The organism is uncultured Brevundimonas sp. (assembly GCF_947305955.1).
In the GTDB taxonomy this organism is placed as follows: Bacteria; Pseudomonadota; Alphaproteobacteria; order Caulobacterales; family Caulobacteraceae; genus Brevundimonas.
Map to the genome: position 1 here is coordinate 51,511 of NZ_CAMZFB010000001.1, position 18,153 is coordinate 69,663.

Consider the following 18,153-nt stretch of genomic DNA (forward strand, 5'->3'; position numbering starts at 1 on the left):
GCCACAGGGGCCAAACCCATGGACCGATGGCCTGAGGATCGCCAATCTGGGGCGGAAATGCCCCCCGACCATGACGAGATATTACGCCTGCCCGCCCCTGTTCCGACAGGGCTGGATGGCTTTGTCCTGTGGCCACAGGCGATAACGATTGATCAACAAAATCAGATTGTTGATCAGTTACGCGAGATTGTGAGAGTTGCGCCGCTCTATCAGCCCGTCACGCCGGGCGGGCGGCCTTTTTCTGTCCGGATGACCAACTGTGGCCCCCTAGGGTGGGTATCGGATCGAAACGGCTATCGATATCAGCCCCACCATCCCGTCACGGGCCAGCCATGGCCGGACATCCCGCCCCTATTGCTGGCGCTTTGGGCACAGGCGACGAACCACGGCCCGCCGCCGGATGCCTGTCTTATCAACTTTTATGATGCGGATGCCCGTATGGGTTTGCATCAGGACAAGGACGAGCAGGATTTCGCGGCCCCCGTCCTGTCCGTCTCACTGGGCGACACAGCCGTTTTCCGGTTTGGGCACGCAGACGGTGGATCAACGCGCTCGGTCAAGCTAGCGTCGGGCGATGTCTGTATGCTGTCCGGTCCGGCGCGACTGGCGCGCCATGGCGTCGACAGGATTTTATCGGGAACGTCCCGCCTGCTTCCATCCGGTGGGCGGATCAATCTGACTTTACGACGCGCCGTCAAATGATCTGGCGGCACAAGCACTTAATGTTTCACATGAAACGATAGACGAGGAAGTCGCCGAATGCCCAGCATCACCACGCCCGACGGCCTTTCGCCCGATCAGAGCGCCCCGACCCGCCGCACCCTTGGCAAGCTGGCCGCCGGAGGCGCGGCCTTTGCCGCCTATGCCCCCGCCGCACTGGGACAGGATGCGGTTCCGGTTCACACATCGGATGAAGGGCTGGTAACGGGCGATATCTCCTATCCGTCGGCGGACGGGTTCGACCTCCCCGCCTATATCGCCCGCCCGGTAGGCGACGGCCCCTTCCCCGTCATCGTGGTGGTGTCGGAAATCTTCGGCCTGCACGAATACATCCGCGATGTCTGCCGCCGCGTGGCCCGTGCGGGCTATGTCGCCATCGCGCCCGCCTTCTTCGTGCGCGTGGCCGATCCGGCTCCGCTGAGCGACTTTCAGGAGATCATCGCCATCGTCAATCAGGCCAGCTATCCGCAGGTCATGGGCGATCTGAAAGCGACCCTGAACTGGGCCAAGGACCAAGCCTTTGCCGACAACGCCCGTGCGGGCATCACCGGCTTCTGCTGGGGCGGAAAGGTGGTGTGGCAGGCCTGCGCCCACCCTGATCTGAACTTCCGCGCCGGTGTGGCGTGGTACGGGCGCGTGGCCCCTGCCGCCAACGCCACCCCCGAACAAATCGAGGCGGGTAAGCCGTGGCCCATCGAACTGGCCGCCGCCCTGCCCGTGCCGGTCATCGGCCTTTATGGCGATCAGGACAGCGGCATCCCCAATGACAGTGTGGCCGCCATGAACGAGGCCCTGTCCGCTGCCGACCGCACCGACAGCCGCATCACCCTGTTCGAAGGGGCGCAGCACGGTTTCCACGCCGATTACCGCCCCATGTTCCATCCGCAGCATGCCGCCGAGGGCGAGCGCCGGATGTTCGAGCATTTCGCGAACTTCGTGAAAGCCTGACAAAGAAAAACCCGCCGTCCATCAGGGCGGCGGGTTTTTGCTTTTATACAGCTTCGGCCAATCAGGCCTTTTCGTCCAGATTGTCGCCGGTACGCGGCGCATCGGCATAGGCACCGCCCGCCGCCGGACCCGAGCCCTTGGCCGCCACGACGACCATGGCCGCGCGGACCGTACGGTCGAACAGCGAATAACCCGGCTGCAGGGTCTGGATGACCTGACCGCCCTGAACCGTATCGGACGGCTGTTCCATCATGGCCTGATGGAAGTTGGGGTCGAACGGCTCACCCGCTTCGGGCGCGACCTTCTTCAGGCCGTTAGCTTCAAAGGCCGACAGCAGCGACTTCTGAACCAGTTCCAGACCGGTCACGAGGCTGGCGGTCGCACCTTCGGCATCCTTGGGCGCGGCCTGCAGAGCGCGCTCGAGGCTGTCGGCAACACCCAGCAGATCCTTGGAGAAGCGCTGGATCGCATAGGCGCGCGCATCGTTCAGCTGGGTCTCGGCACGGCGCTTGGTGTTCTCGGCCTCGGCGGCGGCACGCAGGGCGCGGTCGCGCCACTGGTCACGTTCCTCGATCAGGGCGTCGAGCGCGGCCATGCCCGCATCCTCGGTGCCCTCGGCGTCGATACCGTCGTGGATGTCCTGCTCGAGTTGGTCCCGGGTCTCTTCGTTATTGTCCGTCACGTTCCTGTCCGTCCAGAATACGGCCCAGCACCCGGGCGGTATAATCCACCAGCGGGATGACACGGGCATAGTTCAGTCTTGCGGGTCCTATCACGCCGATGGCGCCAAGGACACGTTGTCTGCCTGACATATAGGGTGCCGCGATGACTGCGGAACCCGATAATGAAAATAGTCTTGTTTCCGCGCCGATATAGATGCGCACACCCTGCGCGGCCCCGACGTCGTCCAGAAGGCCGATCAGCTGTTCCTTCTGTTCCATGTCGTCGAACAGCACGCGCACGCGGTCCAGATCCTCGGCGGCGCTGGCATCCTGCAACAGGTTGCCGCGCCCGCGCACGATCAGGCTGCGATCACGCTCGCCCTGCCCTGTCCATGCGGCCAGTCCCTGTTCGACCAGACGGGCGGCGGCCTCGTCCAGCTCGCGCTTGGCGACCTCCAGTTCGGCCTGCATTTCCTGACGGGCATCCGACAGGGCACGGCCCCGCAGCCGCTGGCTGAGGAAGTTGGACGCTTCCTGAAGCGTGGCGGGGGTGACACCCGCGCTCAGGTTCATGATGCGGTTCTCGACCGTGCCATCATCGGCCACCAGCACGGCCAGCGCCTGATCCGGGCCCAGTTTGACGAACTCGACATGGCGCACGCCCGCATCGCTGACGGGGCTGGCGACAATGCCCGCCCCGCCCGCAAGGCCGGACAACAGGGCCGAGGCCGCCTCCAGCGCCTCTTCTACGTTGGCCCCGCGCCCGCCCGCGCCCATACCGCCCAGACGAGCGTCGATCTCGCGGCGCTCCTCCTGTCCGAGGTCCCCGACCTCCAGCAGGCCGTCCACGAACAGGCGCAGGCCCGCATGGGTCGGAGCCCTGCCCGCCGAGGTGTGCGGCGACAGGAGCAGACCCGCTGCCGTCAGTTGCTGCATGGTGTTGCGGATGGAGGCCGAGGACAGCTGCACCCCGCCCTTCTGGATGGTGTGCGAGCCGACCGGCTCTCCGGTTTCAAGATAGGTCTCGACCACACGGCGGAAAATATCGCGTGCGCGGCTGTCCAGTGTCGCGAGACCCGGCGAGGGATGAAGCAGGCTCATCGTCTGGTGACCTTGAAAACTCTCGCCGCACGCATGGACGCGCGGCGTCTTATTCAGGATAAGCAGTCAACTGCGCCGTGCAAGTCACGGCGACCCCACTTTCCCGAGGTATTGCCATGCGTCCATCCGAGCGCACCCCCGATCAAATGCGCGCCGTCACCATCGAGACGGGCGTCACCCGCTATGCCGAAGGCTCGTGCATGGTCAGCTTTGGCCACACCAAGGTGCTGGTCACCGCCTCGGTCGAGGAAAAGGTGCCGGGCTGGATGCGTAACACCGGCAAGGGCTGGGTGACGGCTGAATACGGCATGCTGCCGCGCGCCACCCACACCCGTGGCCGCCGTGAAGCCGCCGCAGGCAAGCAATCGGGCCGCACGCAGGAAATCCAGCGCCTGATCGGCCGCTCGCTGCGCGCCGTGGTCGATCTGGAAGCTCTGGGCGAGCGTCAGGTGGTCGTGGACTGCGACGTCATCCAGGCCGACGGCGGCACCCGCACCGCCTCCATCACCGGCGCATGGGTGGCCATGGCCATCGCCTTGAAGAAGATGGTCGAGGCCGGTGCCCTGACCAAGAGCCCGATCCTTGATCAGGTCGCCGCTGTCTCGTGCGGCATCTTTAACGACGTGGCCGTTCTGGACCTCGACTACGACGAGGATTCCACCGCCGAGGCCGACAGCAACTATGTCCTGACCGGCGACGGCAACATCGTCGAAATCCAGGCCACCGGCGAAAAGCGCGGCTTCAGCCGTGCCGAGTTCGACCAACTGTTCGCTCTGGCCGAAAAGGGCTGCACCGAACTGTTCGCCATCCAGAAGGCCGCCGTCGACGCGGCCTAAGGCGGAACTGGCGATATGGCTGGGGCTTATCTTTCTGAACAAGGAAGGAAGCCCCATGCCCCGTCAAGCCATCGCCCTTGTGTCGACGAGCCTGTTCGCGCTGATACTCAGTGCCTGCGACGCCCGCCCGTCTGACCCCGTCCCTACCCCTACAGTCCCACCGACAACGCCCGCCGCCGCCGCCGCCGAAACGACAGCCGCCATCCAGTCCGGCAGTTTGTCACCGCAGGGCCAGCCACTCGAAAAACCGGTCACCTGTCGCGAAGAGATCGGAGACGCCGCTGCACAGGCGCTGGTGCGTCGCTGCATTGCCGTAAGCCCCGCGACACGACCGCCGTGCAACGTCGCCAATCCCTGCCAGATGATCGAGGACGAGATTAAACGCGGCTGCGACTTCTTCGGCCCCAACGAAAAACCCGCCGAGTGCACGAGCTGAAATGCGCTCAAGTCGTGAGGGACCGCGCCACGAACGTAGCGCACTAATAACGCGCTCAAGTCGTGAGTGACCGTGTCACGAACGTAGCGCACTAATAACGCGCTCAAGTCGTGAGTGACCGTGTCACGAACGTAGCGCACTAATAACGCGCTCAAGAGTGAGTGACCGCGTCGCGAACGTAGCACCCGACAGAAGGCAAAGCCTTTTGTCGCTCGATCAAAAAACCCCGCCGGACGAAGTCCGACGGGGTTCTTTTTGATCAAAAGATCAACTCTTAGTCGCGGCGCGGACGACGACCGCCACGGTCGCCACCTTCACGCTTCGAACGACCACCGGTGTCTTCCGAAAGCGGCGGCTCGCCACGTTCGGCACGCTCGGCGTTGATCTTGTCGGTGATGTCCTCGCCGGTGGCTTGGTCAACAACCTTCATCGACAGCTTGGTCTTGCCGCGATCGTCGAAGCCCAGGAATTTGACCTTGACCTCTTGGCCTTCCGAAACGACGTCCGCCGGATTGGCGACGCGTTCCAGAGCCATCTGCGACACGTGGACCAGACCGTCACGGGCACCGAAGAAGTTCACGAAGGCACCGAAGTCGACAACCTTCACAACCTTACCGGTGTAGATGGTGCCCACTTCCGGCTCGGCAGCGATGGAGTTGATCCAGTCGCGGGCCGCGTCGATCTTTTCCTGCTCGTTGGCAGCGATCTTGATCGTGCCGTCGTCAGCGATGTCGATCTTGGCGCCGGTCTTTTCCACGATTTCGCGGATGACCTTGCCGCCCGAACCGATGACTTCGCGGATCTTGTCGACAGCGATCTTGATCGACTCGATCTTCGGAGCGAACTCGCCCAGCTCGGTGCGCGGAGCGTCCATGGCCTTCGACATTTCGCCGAGGATGTGGCTGCGGCCGGCGTGAGCCTGAGCCAGAGCCTGCTTCATGATCTCCTCGGTGATGCCCGGGACCTTGATGTCCATCTGCAGCGAGGTGATGCCTTCCGAGGTACCGGCGACCTTGAAGTCCATGTCGCCCAGGTGGTCTTCGTCACCCAGGATGTCCGACAGGATGGCGAACTCGCCCGACGGCTCCAGGATCAGACCCATGGCGATACCCGACACCGGACGGATCAGCGGAACGCCAGCGTCCATCAGGGCCAGCGACGAACCGCAGACGGTAGCCATCGAGGACGAGCCGTTCGACTCGGTGATCTCCGACACCAGGCGTATGGTGTACGGGAAGTCTTCCTTCGACGGCAGCATCGGACGGATGGCGCGCCATGCCAGCTTGCCGTGACCGATTTCGCGGCGACCCGGCGAGCCCATGCGGCCAGCTTCACCGACCGAGTACGGCGGGAAGTTGTAGTGCAGCAGGAAGTTTTCTTTGTAGGTGCCGGTCAGGCTGTCGATGTACTGCTCGTCTTCGCCGGTGCCCAGGGTCGCAACGACCAGAGCCTGGGTTTCACCGCGGGTGAACAGGGCCGAACCGTGAGTGCGCGGCAGGACGCCGACTTCCGAAACGATCGGACGGACCTTGTCGAGGGCACGGCCGTCAACGCGGTGGCCGTTCTCGATGATGTCGCGGCGCAGGACTTCGGCTTCGCATTCCTTGAAGGCGGCCGAGAATTTCGACGAGTCAACGCCGTCCGGATTCTCGTCGGTCTTCACCAGAGCTTCGGCAGCCTTTTGCTTGGCAGCATCGACGCCCGAACGGCGGTCGTACTTGCCCGGCAGCTTGTAGGCAGCCTTGATCTCTTCGCCGACCAGCTTCTTGATCGAAGCGACGACGTCCGAGTGGTCTTCAGCCTGGAAGTCGAACGGCTCCTTGGCGGCGTGCTCGGCCAGATCGATGATGGCGTCGATGACCGGCTGCATGCCCTTGTGGGCAAACATCAGGGCTTCGAGCATCTTCTCTTCCGAAAGCTCCTTGGCTTCGGATTCGACCATCATCAGGGCGTCAGCCGTACCGGCGACGACCAGATCCAGAGCCGACTCTTCCATCTGGGCGATGGTCGGGTTCAGCACCAGCTCGCCGTCGATCATGCCGACGCGGGCGCCACCGATCGGGCCCATGAACGGAACGCCCGACAGGGTCAGGGCAGCCGAAGCGGCAACCATCGACAGGATGTCCGGATCGTTTTCCAGATCGTGCTGCAGGACGGTAACGATGACTTGCGTCTCGTTCTTGAAGCCCTTGACGAACAGCGGGCGGATCGGACGGTCGATCAGACGCGAAACCAGCGTCTCCTTCTCGGTCGGACGGCCTTCACGCTTGAAGTAGCCACCCGGGATCTTGCCGGCTGCGAAAGTCTTTTCCTGGTAGTTCACGGTCAGCGGGAAGAAGTCCATTCCCGGCTTCGGTGCACGACCGTAGACGACGGTGGCCAGAACAACGGTTTCACCGTAGGTGGCCAGCACAGCGCCGTCAGCCTGACGGGCGATGCGACCGGTTTCCAGCGTCAGCGGGCGACCCGCCCACTCGATCGTCTTGCGTTTGATATCGAACATTTTTCTTCTTTCGTCTCCCGCGGGCGTATTCCCGTCGGGGGTGTGCGGAGCGTCAGGTCGTTCAGTCCTTCAGTCCCCGATAACCTGACAGCCCTCTGCCGTCAGATCGGTGAAGAGGACCATTTCTCGCGGCCCTCGCGTCGGTTGCGCCGTTGCATCCCACGGCGCCGGGAAACGTGCATACTAGGTGCGGAACGAGGCGCGGACGTGACCGCCCGCGCCTCGTGGAAATTCATCCGATCCGCAACCGGGGCGCCTTAGCGACGCAGGCCCAGCTTGGCGATCAGCGCTTGGTAACGAGCGCTGTCCACCTTGTTCAGGTGGTCAAGAAGACGACGACGTTGCGAAACCAGCTTCAGCAGGCCGCGACGCGAGTGGTTGTCTTTCTTGTGGGTCTTGAAGTGCTCGGTCAGGTTGGCAATGCGCTCCGAGAGGATTGCAACTTGAACTTCAGCCGAACCGGTGTCGCCTTGCGAGCGAGCGTTTTCAGCAATGACTTCAGCTTTACGGGCAGCCGTAATCGACATCGTATGTCCTTTCTTGCCCTATCGCTCGCCTCGCGGAGGCTCGCTGTATGAGGGCGCTAGACAACCTGAAAACGAGACAGGGTCTGTTCTCAGGTGAGGTTAAATACGCGGTCCGGCGCTAGCCGTCCGGCCTTGAGATTGCAGAGGCAAACCAGCGTCCCGTCGGAGTAGATTGCGACAGTCCCCTCGTCCGAACCTAGCCGGCTTTGGAGCTGTTCAACCTGCTTCGGCAGAAGAACGATGGGTCGTCCCTGTCTCAGAGAGAGGGCTTCCTGTTCCGTCACGGCCAGATCCGGGATGTCGTCCAGAGCGGTCGCCACAGGCAGAAGGCCTTCAGAGGCGGTGCCCTTATGCGCCAAATCCTCGAGAAAATCCAGTGTGACGGCGTTCTGTACGTTAAACGGCCCCACCATCTCGCGTCTAAGGACAGAAACATGCCCTTCGGCACCGAGAACGGCGGCAAGATCTCGCGCCAGCGACCGGACATAGACGCCCTTGCCCGTACGCATGGTGATTTCGACGTGGTCGGCATCGGGCGCGTCGGTCACGGCGGCCTCGTGGATCGTCACGCGACGGGATTTCAGTTCCACTTCAACGCCTTCGCGCGCCAGATCATAAGCGCGCTCGCCATTGACACGGATGGCCGAAAAGGCAGGCGGAACCTGATCGATCGTACCAACGAACTGCGGCAGGGCGGCTTTGACCTGTTCCACCGTCGGGCGCACATCCGAGCGTCCGATGATCGTACCCTCGCGGTCGATACTATCGGTGGAGATGCCCCAGTGGATGACGAAGCGGTAGATTTTCTGCGCGTCCATCATGAACGGCACGGTCTTGGTCGCCTCGCCCAGCGCGATAGGCAGGATGCCGGAGGCCAGCGGATCGAGCGTACCCGCATGGCCTGCCTTCTGGGCGTTGAACAGACGGCGAACCTTGGTCACAGCCTCGGTCGAGCCCATCTCATAAGGCTTGTCGAGGCAGATCCAGCCGTTGACGATCTCGCCCTTCTTGCGACGGGCCATCAGTCTTCCTGCGGCTCGTCTTTGGCCTTCAGGTCGGCCTGAATGCGCGGATCATTGAACAGGGCGTCCATATAACCGGCGGCATTGAAGCTCTTGTCGTGCAGGAAACGCAGTTCCGGCGTGTATTTCATGTCGATGCGACGACCCAGCAGGCCGCGCACAAACTTGGAATGCTCGTTCAGAGCCTTCTCGACGTCTTCTTCCAGACCGTTGGTGTCGGCGGTCGTAACGCCCGCGCCCAGCGGCTCGACAAAGACGGTCGCGTGACGCAGGTCCGGGCTCATGCGGACTTCGGTCACGGTCAGCGAGACGCCCATCAGGGCCTCGTCGTGGATTTCGTTTTCACGCAGCACATCGACCAGAGCGTGACGGATCAGCTCGCCCGCGCGCAGCTGGCGCTGGCTGGGACCTTGCGGGCCGGTGGCGTTGCGGGTGTGTTGTTTGCGGGCCATTTGACCTGCCTCCTTCTTCTCGCGCCGCCGGGGATCGGACGCCGGCTGATGAACGCGAAGGGCGGGGTCTAGTCATTGTGGACGCTCAAGTCCAGTTCGACCCTCGTTATAGCGCTCGATCGCATCGGTCAGAGACTGCGAGCGCAAGGCGCGGCCAACGGGGACGCTAATGCCGCCCGCATAAAGCACCTGCGCCATCCAGTGGTTACAGACATGGGCGACCGAGAACCGCTCACCCGAGGCCCAGAAGGTCGCTTCATAGGGCACATCATCAGCCAGTCCGTCAGCGGCGATCGGATCACCTGAGGCCGTACTGGAAAGGGTCTGCAACAGTCGCTGACGGACGCCCTCTATGCCCGCCTGATCAAGGGTGAAGGCCACGCCCTCATAGGGAAAGGGTTTATCCGGCTGCGTTCTGACCGGAATAAGCCTGACCACGGCGGGTGATCCGCCCGGCGTAAACAGGGCGCGAAGTCCGTCGGGGATGCGGTCCCGCACCGGTCCCTGTTCGCGATAGAAGCGGCTGTCGCCCCACCCGACCAGAAACCAGTCGCCTTCACCGCTTTGGGCCACGGCCTCTGACAGGGCGTCGTCATAGGCCATCAGCACATGGCGCGGCACGGCCAGATCGGTGTGAAAACCGTTGTCCAAGAGATAAAGGGTCGCTACTGGCGCGCCCCGTTCGGGCGCGGCTTTCCAGTCAGCGCTCCACCAACCCGCCAATGCGGCCATCACCATCACGCCAATCAGGATCAGGCCGCGCCACATGTCCTAGCGGTCCGAAGGCATCTCGCCCGAGGCATTGGGCAGGCTGGCCCACTCGCCCCGATAGCGATAGTTCAACGCCACGCAGTGGCGATATTTGCCGTCAGGCCAGATGCCGACAGCGTGCATGGTGACCGGACGCCCCGAGCGGACACGGCCCACCACAAACCACGCCTCGGTCGATCCCGGACACAGGGCGCGCGACAGGGCAGGCCCGTCACCCTCGGGCAGGATGGCATAGATGTCGCCGCCCCTCGCCTCGGACGGCAATGCCTCGGCGATCCCTGACGGGGATGCGGTGCGGAAACTGGCCGAGCCACGGGCCGAGGTGGAGAACAGGCCGCGCACGCGCGTGGCACCGAACAGGCCCCGCTCGACCTCAAGCGTAATGCCGCGCGTCAGGGACTGGGTCGTACGATCCGCAGCGTCAAAGGCGTAGAAACGCGTGTCGGCCAGGGCGGGCGTCGACAGGCCCGAAATCATCAAAACCACAGCGCCAAGGCCGTATCGAAAACGCATCCAGGACTTCCCCATGATCTGGCCCCCCGCTGCAATCTGGGGGAGCGATCTTTGTCATGCAACCCAAAGAAAAAGGCGCGGTACCTTTCGATACCGCGCCCTTTGATCCTGTTCACTGTGGAACAACCGCACCCTAGTCGAGGGTGCGCTTGATCTCTTCCACGGTGAAGCATTCGATGAAGTCGCCTTCCTTGATGTCCTGGAAGCCGGCGAACTGCATGCCGCATTCCTGACCCGACGGGACTTCGTTGACTTCGTCCTTGAAGCGCTTGAGCGTGTTGAGCACGCCCAGTTCCAGCACCACCACGTCGTCGCGGATGATACGGACGCGAGCGCCCTTGCGGACCACGCCTTCGGTGACACGGCAGCCGGCGATGCGGCCGACCTTGGTGATGTCGAAGGCTTGCAGCACCTTGGCGTTACCCAGGAAGGTTTCGCGTTGGATCGGTGCCAGCATGCCCGACAGCACGCCCTTAATGTCATCCAGCAGGTCGTAGATGATCGAGTAGTAGCGGATCTCGACGCCTTCACGCTCGGCCAGATCGCGGGCCTGCTTGGAGGCACGGACGTTGAAGCCGAGGATCGGAGCGCCAGCCGACTTGGCCAGGTTGACGTCGCTTTCGGTGATACCACCGGCAGCGTGGGCCACGATGCGCGCACGAACTTCGTCGTTGCCCATCTTCTCCAGCGAAGCGGCGATGGCTTCGGCGGTACCCTGCACGTCCGACTTGATGAGGACCGGCAGTTCGCTGATCTTCTTCGAGCCGAGCTTGGCCATCATATCGGCCAGCGACAGAGCGCCACCCGACACTTGCGACTTCTCGCGCTTCTTGCGCTGACGGTATTCCACCAGCTCGCGGGCGCGGGCTTCGGATTCCACCACGGCGAACGCATCACCCGGCGTCGGAGCTTCCGACAGGCCGAGGATTTCGACCGGCAGCGACGGACCGGCTTCGGTCAGTTGCTCGTTGCGTTCGTTCAGCAGGGCACGGACCTTACCCCATGCCGAGCCGGCCACGACGATCTCGCCGCGCTTCAGCGTACCGCGCTTGACCAGAACGGTCGCCACGGCACCACGGCCCTTGTCGAGCTGGGCTTCGATGACGACGCCTTCGGCCGAACGGTCCGGATTGGCGCGCAGTTCGAGAACTTCGGCTTGCAGCAGGATGGCGTCGGTCAGACCCTTGAGGTTGGTCTTTTCCTTGGCCGACAGTTCCACCACCATGGTGTCACCGCCGTAGGCTTCGGCCACGATCTCGTGTTGCAGCAGCTCGTTGATGACCTTCTGCGGATCAGCGCCCGGCTTGTCGATCTTGTTGACAGCCACGATGATCGGCGAGTTGGCGGCCTTGGCGTGCTGGATGGCTTCGACGGTCTGCGGCATGACGCCGTCGTCGGCAGCCACCACCAGAACCACGATGTCCGTGACGTTCGCACCGCGAGCACGCATGGCCGAGAAGGCGGCGTGGCCCGGGGTGTCGAGGAAGGTGATGCGCTGACCATCTTCCAGACGAACCTGATAGGCACCGATGTGCTGGGTGATGCCACCGGCTTCGCCAGCGGCGACGTCGGTCGTACGCAGGGCGTCCAGCAGCGAGGTCTTGCCGTGGTCGACGTGACCCATGATGGCGACGACCGGAGCACGGGCTTCGGTAGCATCGCTGTCATCGGCTTGCGACAGGAAGCCCTCTTCAACGTCGGAGTCAGACACGCGCTTGACGGTCATGCCGTATTCCGAGGCCACCAGTTCGGCGGTATCGGAATCGATGACGTCGTTGATCTTCATCATCAGGCCCTGACGCATCAGGAATTTGATGATGTCGACACCACGGACAGCCATACGGTTCGACAGTTCACCCACGGTGATGACGTCAGGAATGACGACTTCGCGCGGACGGTTCGGTGCGTCGGTCGACGAACCTTTACGCTTTTCTTTTTCACGTTCGCGGGCACGGCGGACCGAGGCCAGCGAGCGCATGCGTTCGGCACCGGCATCATCACCAGCGACTGAGTGAATGGTCAGACGGCCTTCGCGACGCTTGGGCTCGCCACGGGTACGGCTGACAGCCTTGCCCGGAGCGTTTTCACCGAAGCGCTTCTCGCGGTCGTCCCCACGGTCCGGACGGCTGAAGCCACCGCCAGCGGAACGGGCCGGACGGGCGACTTCCGGCTGTGCCGGCGGTTGGTTCGGAGCCGGACGGGCACCCGGACCGGTACGCGGGCCCTTGGCCGCACCCGGAGCCGGACGCGGGTTCAGAGCCGAATAACGAACGGTTTGAGCCGGACGGGCCGGACGATCACCACCCTCGGTACGGCCCTGACCTTGCGGACGGCCACCTTGCGGGCGGTTGCCTTGCGGGCGATCGCCTTGCGGACGGTCATTGCCGCCCAGAGCCTGTTCACGAGCCGAGCGGCCACCCAGACCGCCCTGTGCCGGAGCACGGCCGGACGGAGCCTTCGGTGCGCGCTGGCCAAAGTTGACTTGCGGGCGCAGCTTCGGCGCGGGCTTGGGAGCCTCGGCAGCCTTGGGCGCTTCAGCCGGCTTGGCAGCCTCGACCGGAGCACCCTTGGGGGCTTCGACCGGCTTGGGCGCTTCAACGGGCTTGGGAGCCTCTACCTTGGGAGCGGCAGCAGCCTTGGCAGCTTCGGCCTTGGCGGCCTCGGCAGCGGCGGCGGCAGCAGCAGCGCGTTCAGCCGCAGCCTTTTCAGCCGCAGCCTTTTCGGCAGCCTGCTTGCGCTCGCGTTCAGCCGCAGCGGCGGTCGCGGCAGCGATAGCGCGGCGACGGGCTTCCATCTCCTCAGCGGACAGGCCGCCTTGCGAAGACTGGCCACGCGGAGCCGACGAGCGCGGAGCGCCGCCGTCTTGGCGCGGACGGGCTACATCAAAGCCCTGCGGGCGTTGATGGCCGCCGCCAGCGCCTGGACGGCGCTTGGTTTCGACAACAACCGTCTTCGATCGGCCATGGCTGAAGCTTTGCTTCACCGTTCCGGTCGAGACCGAGCCTGCAGCCCGCGGCTTCAAAGTCAGCGGGGCGCGTGCGCCACCTTGCGAAGGCGCATTGCCAGGGGTCTTGCCGTCGTTGGTTTTGTCGTTTTCGTCGCTCATCCGGTCGCTTTACTTGTGGCGGAGAATTCCGCCTTCGTCTTTCATACCCATACACGAATGCGGCCCCGCCTTCTTGCAGAAGACCGGCCCGCACCCACCAAACCCTTTAGGGCTCTCCTTCAGAACCAAGATTCTGAAAATCCTCGTGGCAGTCGCCCGGTTCCACCTGGCGCCAATCCTGAGGCTGGAGAGTCCGAAAACCTGCCAAACGTTCGACCTCTCGGGTCCAACTCTCGGCACGTCCGCCTTTCAGCAGGACGGCGTGTATCGCATTTTCCAGCCCAAGGGCCAAACTCAATTCATCCGCAGAGAACGCGCCGCATAATTTCGGCGCCGGAGACACATGTCTCGCAAGGGCTATCAGCTTGTTGCGGCCATCGGCCGAGCCATCGGACGCTTCCAGCATCCAGGCTACCTTGCCACTGCGGATAGCCGCTGCGGATTTTTCAAAGCCAGAGATAAGTACGCCTTCGCGTCGGGCAAGGCCCAATAGGTCCAAACAGCGCTTTTTCAGCAGGTTTTCGACCATATCCGACAGATCGGCTGCCGGTTTCAGCGGGGCCTTGGCGGCCCGCGCGAACATATTCTTCTTTACTGCCGCATCGATGGAGGCGCGATCGGCCGCGACCCAAAGGCCGCGACCGGGCAGTTTGCGCGCCAAGTCGGGATAAACCGCGCTGTCCGGACCAGCAACGAAGCGGATCAGACGAGACTCATCGAGAACCTGGCGGGACACCAGATCCTGACGCTCTCTATCGATCAGCACCTCGGAAACAGTCATGAACAGCAGCGGTCCTCATCACGCGTCTTGGGGTTCGTCGGTGTCGCCTTGCGGCTCACCGGCTTCAACTTCGCCTTCGGCGAGGTCGTATTCACCGTCAAAGGCTTCTTCGCCTTCGATCTCTTCTTCGTATTCCGGCTCGACCTGCGGCAGTTCCGAAGCGTCGATCCAGCCAGCAGCCACACGGGCTTGCAGGATCAGCAGTTCGGCAGCTTCCTGCGACAGGTTGAAGCTTTCCAGAACACCGGCAACCTTCACACGCTCGCCGCCGCGGATTTCAACACCGCCACGGATTTCGTCGGTGGCCAGATCAGCCAGGTCTTCCACGGTCTTCACGCCACCTTCGCCGAGGGCAACAGCCATCTGCGGGGTGATGCCCGGAACTTCCAGGACGCCGTCCTCGACACCCAGCGCCTTGCGCTTGTTGTCCAGTTCGGTGGCCTGACGCTCCAGATACTCGCGGGCGCGGGTTTGCAGCTCGTCTGCGGTTTCCTCGTCGAAGCCTTCGATCTCGGCCACTTCGTAAGCCTCGACATAGGCGAGGTCTTCCACGGTGGCGAAGCCTTCGGTCACCAGCAGCTGGGCGATGGTTTCGTCAACGTCCAGAGCTTCCTGGAACAGGGCGGTGCGCTCAGCGAATTCCTTCTGGCGACGTTCCGAGTCCTGGGTCTCGGTGATGATGTCGATCTGCCAGCCGGTCAGTTGCGAGGCCAGACGCACGTTCTGGCCGCGACGGCCGATGGCCAGCGACAGTTGATCGTCCGGAACCACGACTTCAACGCGGTCGGCGTCTTCATCCAGAACCACCTTGGACACTTCAGCCGGAGCCAGAGCGTTCACGATGAAGGTCGGCTCGTCATCAACCCACGGGATGATGTCGATCTTCTCGCCTTGCAGTTCAGCCACAACGGCCTGAACGCGCGAACCGCGCATACCCACGCAGGCACCGACCGGATCGATCGAGCTGTCGTTCGACAGCACGGCCATCTTGGCGCGCGAGCCGGCGTCGCGGGCGGCGGCGCGGATTTCGATCACGCCGTCATAGACTTCCGGCACTTCCTGCGAAAACAGCTTGGCCATGAAGCCCGGATGGGCGCGCGACAGCATGACCTGAGGGCCCTTGGCCTCGGGACGGACGTCGTAGATGTAGGTGCGGATGCGGTCGCCGATGTTGAACACTTCGCGCGGGATCGACTGGTCGCGGCGCATGATGCCTTCGCCACGGCCTAGATCCACGATGGTGTTGCCGTATTCGACACGCTTGACCGTGCCGTTGACGATTTCGCCGACGCGGTCCTTGAACTCTTCGTACTGGTTGGCGCGCTCGGCTTCGCGGACCTTGCCGGTCACGACCTGACGGGCCATCTGGGTCTGAACACGGCCGAACTCGAACGGCGGCAGGACCTCGATGTATTCCTTGCCGACAAAGGCTTCCGGATCGCGCTTGGAGGCGTCACGCAGGCGCACCATGGCGCTGTCGTTGAACTCTTCCAGCTCGTCTTCCGGCTGCCAGTCGTCGGCCACGATGGTGGTGTGACGGGTCAGCGAAAGCTCACCGGTCTTGTGGTCGATCTTGGCGCGGATGTCGTGGTGCGCGCCATAGCGCGACTTGGCGCCTTTCTGGATCGCTTCCTCGATCGCGTCGATCACGATCTCGCGGTCGATGTTCTTTTCACGCGCGACAGCGTCGGCGATCGAGAGCAGTTCCAGACGGTTTGCGGAAATTCCGGTCACGGCCATCAGGCTTCGTCCTTGGACAGGTCAGGGTTTTCGGTATCCGGCGCGCCTTCCGGCAGGCCGTCATCTTCTGGCTCGCCACGGGCGGCACGCAGGGATGCGCCACGCTTGAGCAATTCGTCGGTCAGCACCAGCTTGGCATCGGCCAGCCAGGCGAACGGGATAAGGGCGGTGTCTTCCTCGCCGTCGAGGTCGATGGCGATGTCCTCGCCTTCGGTACCGGCCAGAATACCTTTGAAGCGCTTGCGGCCCTCGACCATACGGTCGGTTTCAAGGCGGGCCTCATAGCCTTCGAACAGGTCGAAGTCCGACAGACGGGTCAGCGGACGGTCGATACCCGGCGAGGAAACTTCCAGCAGGTATTCGCCGGCGATCGGATCGGCGGCGTCAAAAACTTCGGAAACGGCACGCGACAGACGGGCGCATTCCTCGACCGAGATGTCGTGGTCTGCCTTGCGTTCGGCCATGATCTGCAGACGACGACGCAGAGTGCCGCCCATCAGGCGCACGCGTACCACCGCCAGCCCCTGGCTGTCGGCGATAGGGTCGATCATCTCGAGAAGAGCACGGTCTTCTGCGGTTTTGGCCCGCACGCGGAACCTCCGGAAAAACAAAAGCGACGGACCGTCCGGACCGCCGCTGGAAACGACGTCGTTGGACGTCGGCCTAACGATGTGGAGGCTCATATAGGGCAAACCCGCCCTCTTGTCAGCCCTTAAACACTTGCAGCCTCACGTAACGTCGTGCTTCAGCGCTGTAATGAAGCAATTTCTGACACGCCTGTTGGCCATTATCGGTTTTGCCCTGCTGACCACCGCAGGGGCCCAGATCGATGTGCCGATGCACCCCGTCCCCATGACCATGCAGTCCTTTGCCATTTTGTTGGCGGGGCTGGTTCTGGGGTCCCGCGACGGCTTGTTGGCAGTTGTGCTCTACCTGCTGGCGGCGATGGTGGGCCTGCCCGTTCTGGCCGAGGGCGCTTCGGGACTGGGTCCGTTCACCGGACCGACGGCCGGATATATCTATGCCTTTCCGTTCGCCGCCTTTATGGCCGGACTGTTGTCAGAACACGCCGAAAAACGCGCTTCCGGCATTCATCCCGCCCTGATGGTCGGTGCCCTGTTCGGGCTTCATCTTTTGCTGCTGGGCGTCGGCACCGCGTGGCTGACGACCAAGATACCGGTTGGCGATGCCGTCAGCGGCGGCTTCACGCCCTTCCTGATCGGTGGGGGCGTGAAATCGCTGCTGTGCTGGCTGGTCTGGTCCGCGTGGCGGCGGTTCAGACGCGCTTGAACTGGATGAAGATCGGGTCGGTGTCGCCCAGCTTCTTTTCCTCGTAGCGGGTCACGAAGTGATCCGACGGCGGCACGAACCAGTCCTGCCCTTCCGTCTCGATACGCTCCAGCCCCTCGGTGCGAAGCAGGCGCTCCAGCGTCCATTCGGCATAGTCGAACCAGTCGGTGACGAAACGCACCATGCCGCCCGGCTTCAGCAGGCGGGTGATCTCCTGAGCCGTTTCGTCCTGCAGGAAGCGGCGCTTATTGTGGCGGGCCTTGTGCCACGGATCGGGGAAAAGGATCATCACGCGATCCAGCGAGGCTTCCGGCAGGGCCGACATGACTGCGCGGGCGTCATCGGCGTGCAGGCGGACGTTCTTCAGATCGCCCTCCTCCACGTGACGCAGGGCCGAGGCCACGCCGTTCAGGAAGGGCTCGCAGCCGATCATCAGGGTGTCGGGGTTTTGCGCCGCCTGATGGGCCAGATGCTCGCCGCCACCGAAACCGATTTCCAGCCAGACAGCCTTGGCATCCGGCATCATCGCCTTGGGATCGATCGGGCCCAGCTTGGGATCCGGCACGGCGATCTGCGGCATCAGAGTGTCAAACAGTGCGGCCTGACGGTTCTTGATCGGGCGCGACTTGATGCGTCCGAACGAGCGCAGCGGACCGTTGGGCTTGGCCCAGTCGGGACGGTCGTTGTTGTTTTCGGGGGTGTCGGGCGTATCAGTCATGTGCGCGCCCCTAGCCGATTAAGCGCG

Annotated in this window: 18 protein-coding genes; 5 read left to right on the forward strand and 13 right to left on the reverse strand. The window is 63.4% G+C overall.

Annotated elements, in window-relative coordinates; genetic code table 11:
* The first annotated feature begins 18 nt into the window (after positions 1–18).
* Together Q0Y42_RS00250 and Q0Y42_RS00255 are read left to right on the forward strand one after the other, a co-directional pair.
* The gene (locus tag Q0Y42_RS00250; protein ID WP_297798911.1) at positions 19–702 is read left to right on the forward strand and encodes an alpha-ketoglutarate-dependent dioxygenase AlkB; all 684 of its coding nucleotides are present in this window, start codon (positions 19–21) and stop codon (positions 700–702) included.
* A 57-nt stretch (positions 703–759) separates the two neighbouring features.
* Positions 760–1,668, forward strand: a complete 909-nt coding sequence (locus tag Q0Y42_RS00255; protein WP_297798912.1) for a dienelactone hydrolase family protein — start codon at positions 760–762, stop codon at positions 1,666–1,668.
* A gap of 61 nt (positions 1,669–1,729) precedes the next feature.
* On the opposite strand, the gene grpE is transcribed toward Q0Y42_RS00255, so the two are convergent.
* A complete protein-coding gene (gene grpE, locus Q0Y42_RS00260; protein WP_297798913.1) occupies positions 1,730–2,350 on the reverse strand; it encodes a nucleotide exchange factor GrpE in 621 nt (206 codons plus the stop codon).
* Positions 2,337–3,431, reverse strand: coding sequence for a heat-inducible transcriptional repressor HrcA (hrcA, locus tag Q0Y42_RS00265; protein WP_297798915.1), 1,095 nt, complete (start codon positions 3,429–3,431; stop codon positions 2,337–2,339). The genes grpE and hrcA overlap by 14 nt, the downstream gene beginning before the upstream one ends.
* 116 nt (positions 3,432–3,547) lie before the next feature.
* On the opposite strand from hrcA, the gene rph reads away from it, so the two are divergent.
* Both rph and Q0Y42_RS00275 read left to right on the forward strand, forming a co-directional pair.
* Positions 3,548–4,267 (forward strand): ribonuclease PH, encoded by a 720-nt coding sequence (rph, locus tag Q0Y42_RS00270; RefSeq protein ID WP_297798917.1) that lies wholly within the window; start codon positions 3,548–3,550, stop codon positions 4,265–4,267.
* A 55-nt stretch (positions 4,268–4,322) separates the two neighbouring features.
* Positions 4,323–4,703, forward strand: a complete 381-nt coding sequence (locus Q0Y42_RS00275; protein ID WP_297798920.1) for a hypothetical protein — start codon at positions 4,323–4,325, stop codon at positions 4,701–4,703.
* Positions 4,704–4,977: 274 nt separating this feature from the next.
* Here Q0Y42_RS00275 and pnp read toward each other — a convergent pair whose 3' ends face one another.
* The 10 genes from pnp to rimP all read right to left on the reverse strand — a co-directional run bounded on the left by pnp (position 4,978) and on the right by rimP (position 16,708).
* Positions 4,978–7,206 (reverse strand): polyribonucleotide nucleotidyltransferase, encoded by a 2,229-nt coding sequence (gene pnp, locus Q0Y42_RS00280; RefSeq protein WP_297798922.1) that lies wholly within the window; start codon positions 7,204–7,206, stop codon positions 4,978–4,980.
* Positions 7,207–7,463: 257 nt separating this feature from the next.
* On the reverse strand, positions 7,464–7,733 hold the full coding sequence (gene rpsO, locus Q0Y42_RS00285; RefSeq protein ID WP_292039642.1) for a 30S ribosomal protein S15: 270 nt from the start codon (positions 7,731–7,733) through the stop codon (positions 7,464–7,466).
* A gap of 89 nt (positions 7,734–7,822) precedes the next feature.
* A complete protein-coding gene (truB, locus tag Q0Y42_RS00290) occupies positions 7,823–8,755 on the reverse strand; it encodes a tRNA pseudouridine(55) synthase TruB (protein WP_297798928.1) in 933 nt (310 codons plus the stop codon).
* A complete protein-coding gene (gene rbfA / locus Q0Y42_RS00295; RefSeq protein ID WP_292054887.1) occupies positions 8,755–9,207 on the reverse strand; it encodes a 30S ribosome-binding factor RbfA in 453 nt (150 codons plus the stop codon). Before rbfA ends, truB begins: the two co-directional genes overlap by 1 nt.
* A 72-nt stretch (positions 9,208–9,279) precedes the next feature.
* Positions 9,280–9,975 (reverse strand): DUF2459 domain-containing protein, encoded by a 696-nt coding sequence (locus Q0Y42_RS00300; protein ID WP_297798933.1) that lies wholly within the window; start codon positions 9,973–9,975, stop codon positions 9,280–9,282.
* 3 nt (positions 9,976–9,978) lie between these two features.
* A complete protein-coding gene (locus Q0Y42_RS00305; protein WP_297798935.1) occupies positions 9,979–10,506 on the reverse strand; it encodes a hypothetical protein in 528 nt (175 codons plus the stop codon).
* Between the two features lie 118 nt (positions 10,507–10,624).
* On the reverse strand, positions 10,625–13,597 hold the full coding sequence (infB, locus tag Q0Y42_RS00310; protein WP_297798937.1) for a translation initiation factor IF-2: 2,973 nt from the start codon (positions 13,595–13,597) through the stop codon (positions 10,625–10,627).
* A gap of 106 nt (positions 13,598–13,703) precedes the next feature.
* Positions 13,704–14,378, reverse strand: a complete 675-nt coding sequence (locus Q0Y42_RS00315) for an RNA-binding protein (RefSeq protein WP_297798939.1) — start codon at positions 14,376–14,378, stop codon at positions 13,704–13,706.
* Positions 14,379–14,396: 18 nt separating this feature from the next.
* A complete protein-coding gene (gene nusA / locus Q0Y42_RS00320) occupies positions 14,397–16,118 on the reverse strand; it encodes a transcription termination factor NusA (protein ID WP_297798942.1) in 1,722 nt (573 codons plus the stop codon).
* Positions 16,118–16,708 carry a ribosome maturation factor RimP gene (gene rimP, locus Q0Y42_RS00325; RefSeq protein ID WP_297798943.1) on the reverse strand — a complete coding sequence of 197 codons (591 nt, stop codon included), beginning with the start codon at positions 16,706–16,708 and terminating at the stop codon, positions 16,118–16,120. Before rimP ends, nusA begins: the two co-directional genes overlap by 1 nt.
* Before the next feature lie 166 nt (positions 16,709–16,874).
* On the opposite strand from rimP, the gene Q0Y42_RS00330 reads away from it, so the two are divergent.
* Entirely contained in the window at positions 16,875–17,408 is a 534-nt protein-coding gene (locus Q0Y42_RS00330) for a biotin transporter BioY (RefSeq protein ID WP_297798945.1), read from the forward strand.
* Here Q0Y42_RS00330 and trmB read toward each other — a convergent pair.
* Complete coding sequence (gene trmB / locus Q0Y42_RS00335) at positions 17,395–18,126, reverse strand: tRNA (guanosine(46)-N7)-methyltransferase TrmB (protein ID WP_297798947.1); 732 nt, start codon at positions 18,124–18,126, stop codon at positions 17,395–17,397. The two genes, Q0Y42_RS00330 and trmB, sit on opposite strands and share 14 nt — an antisense overlap.
* Positions 18,127–18,153: the final 27 nt, after the last annotated feature.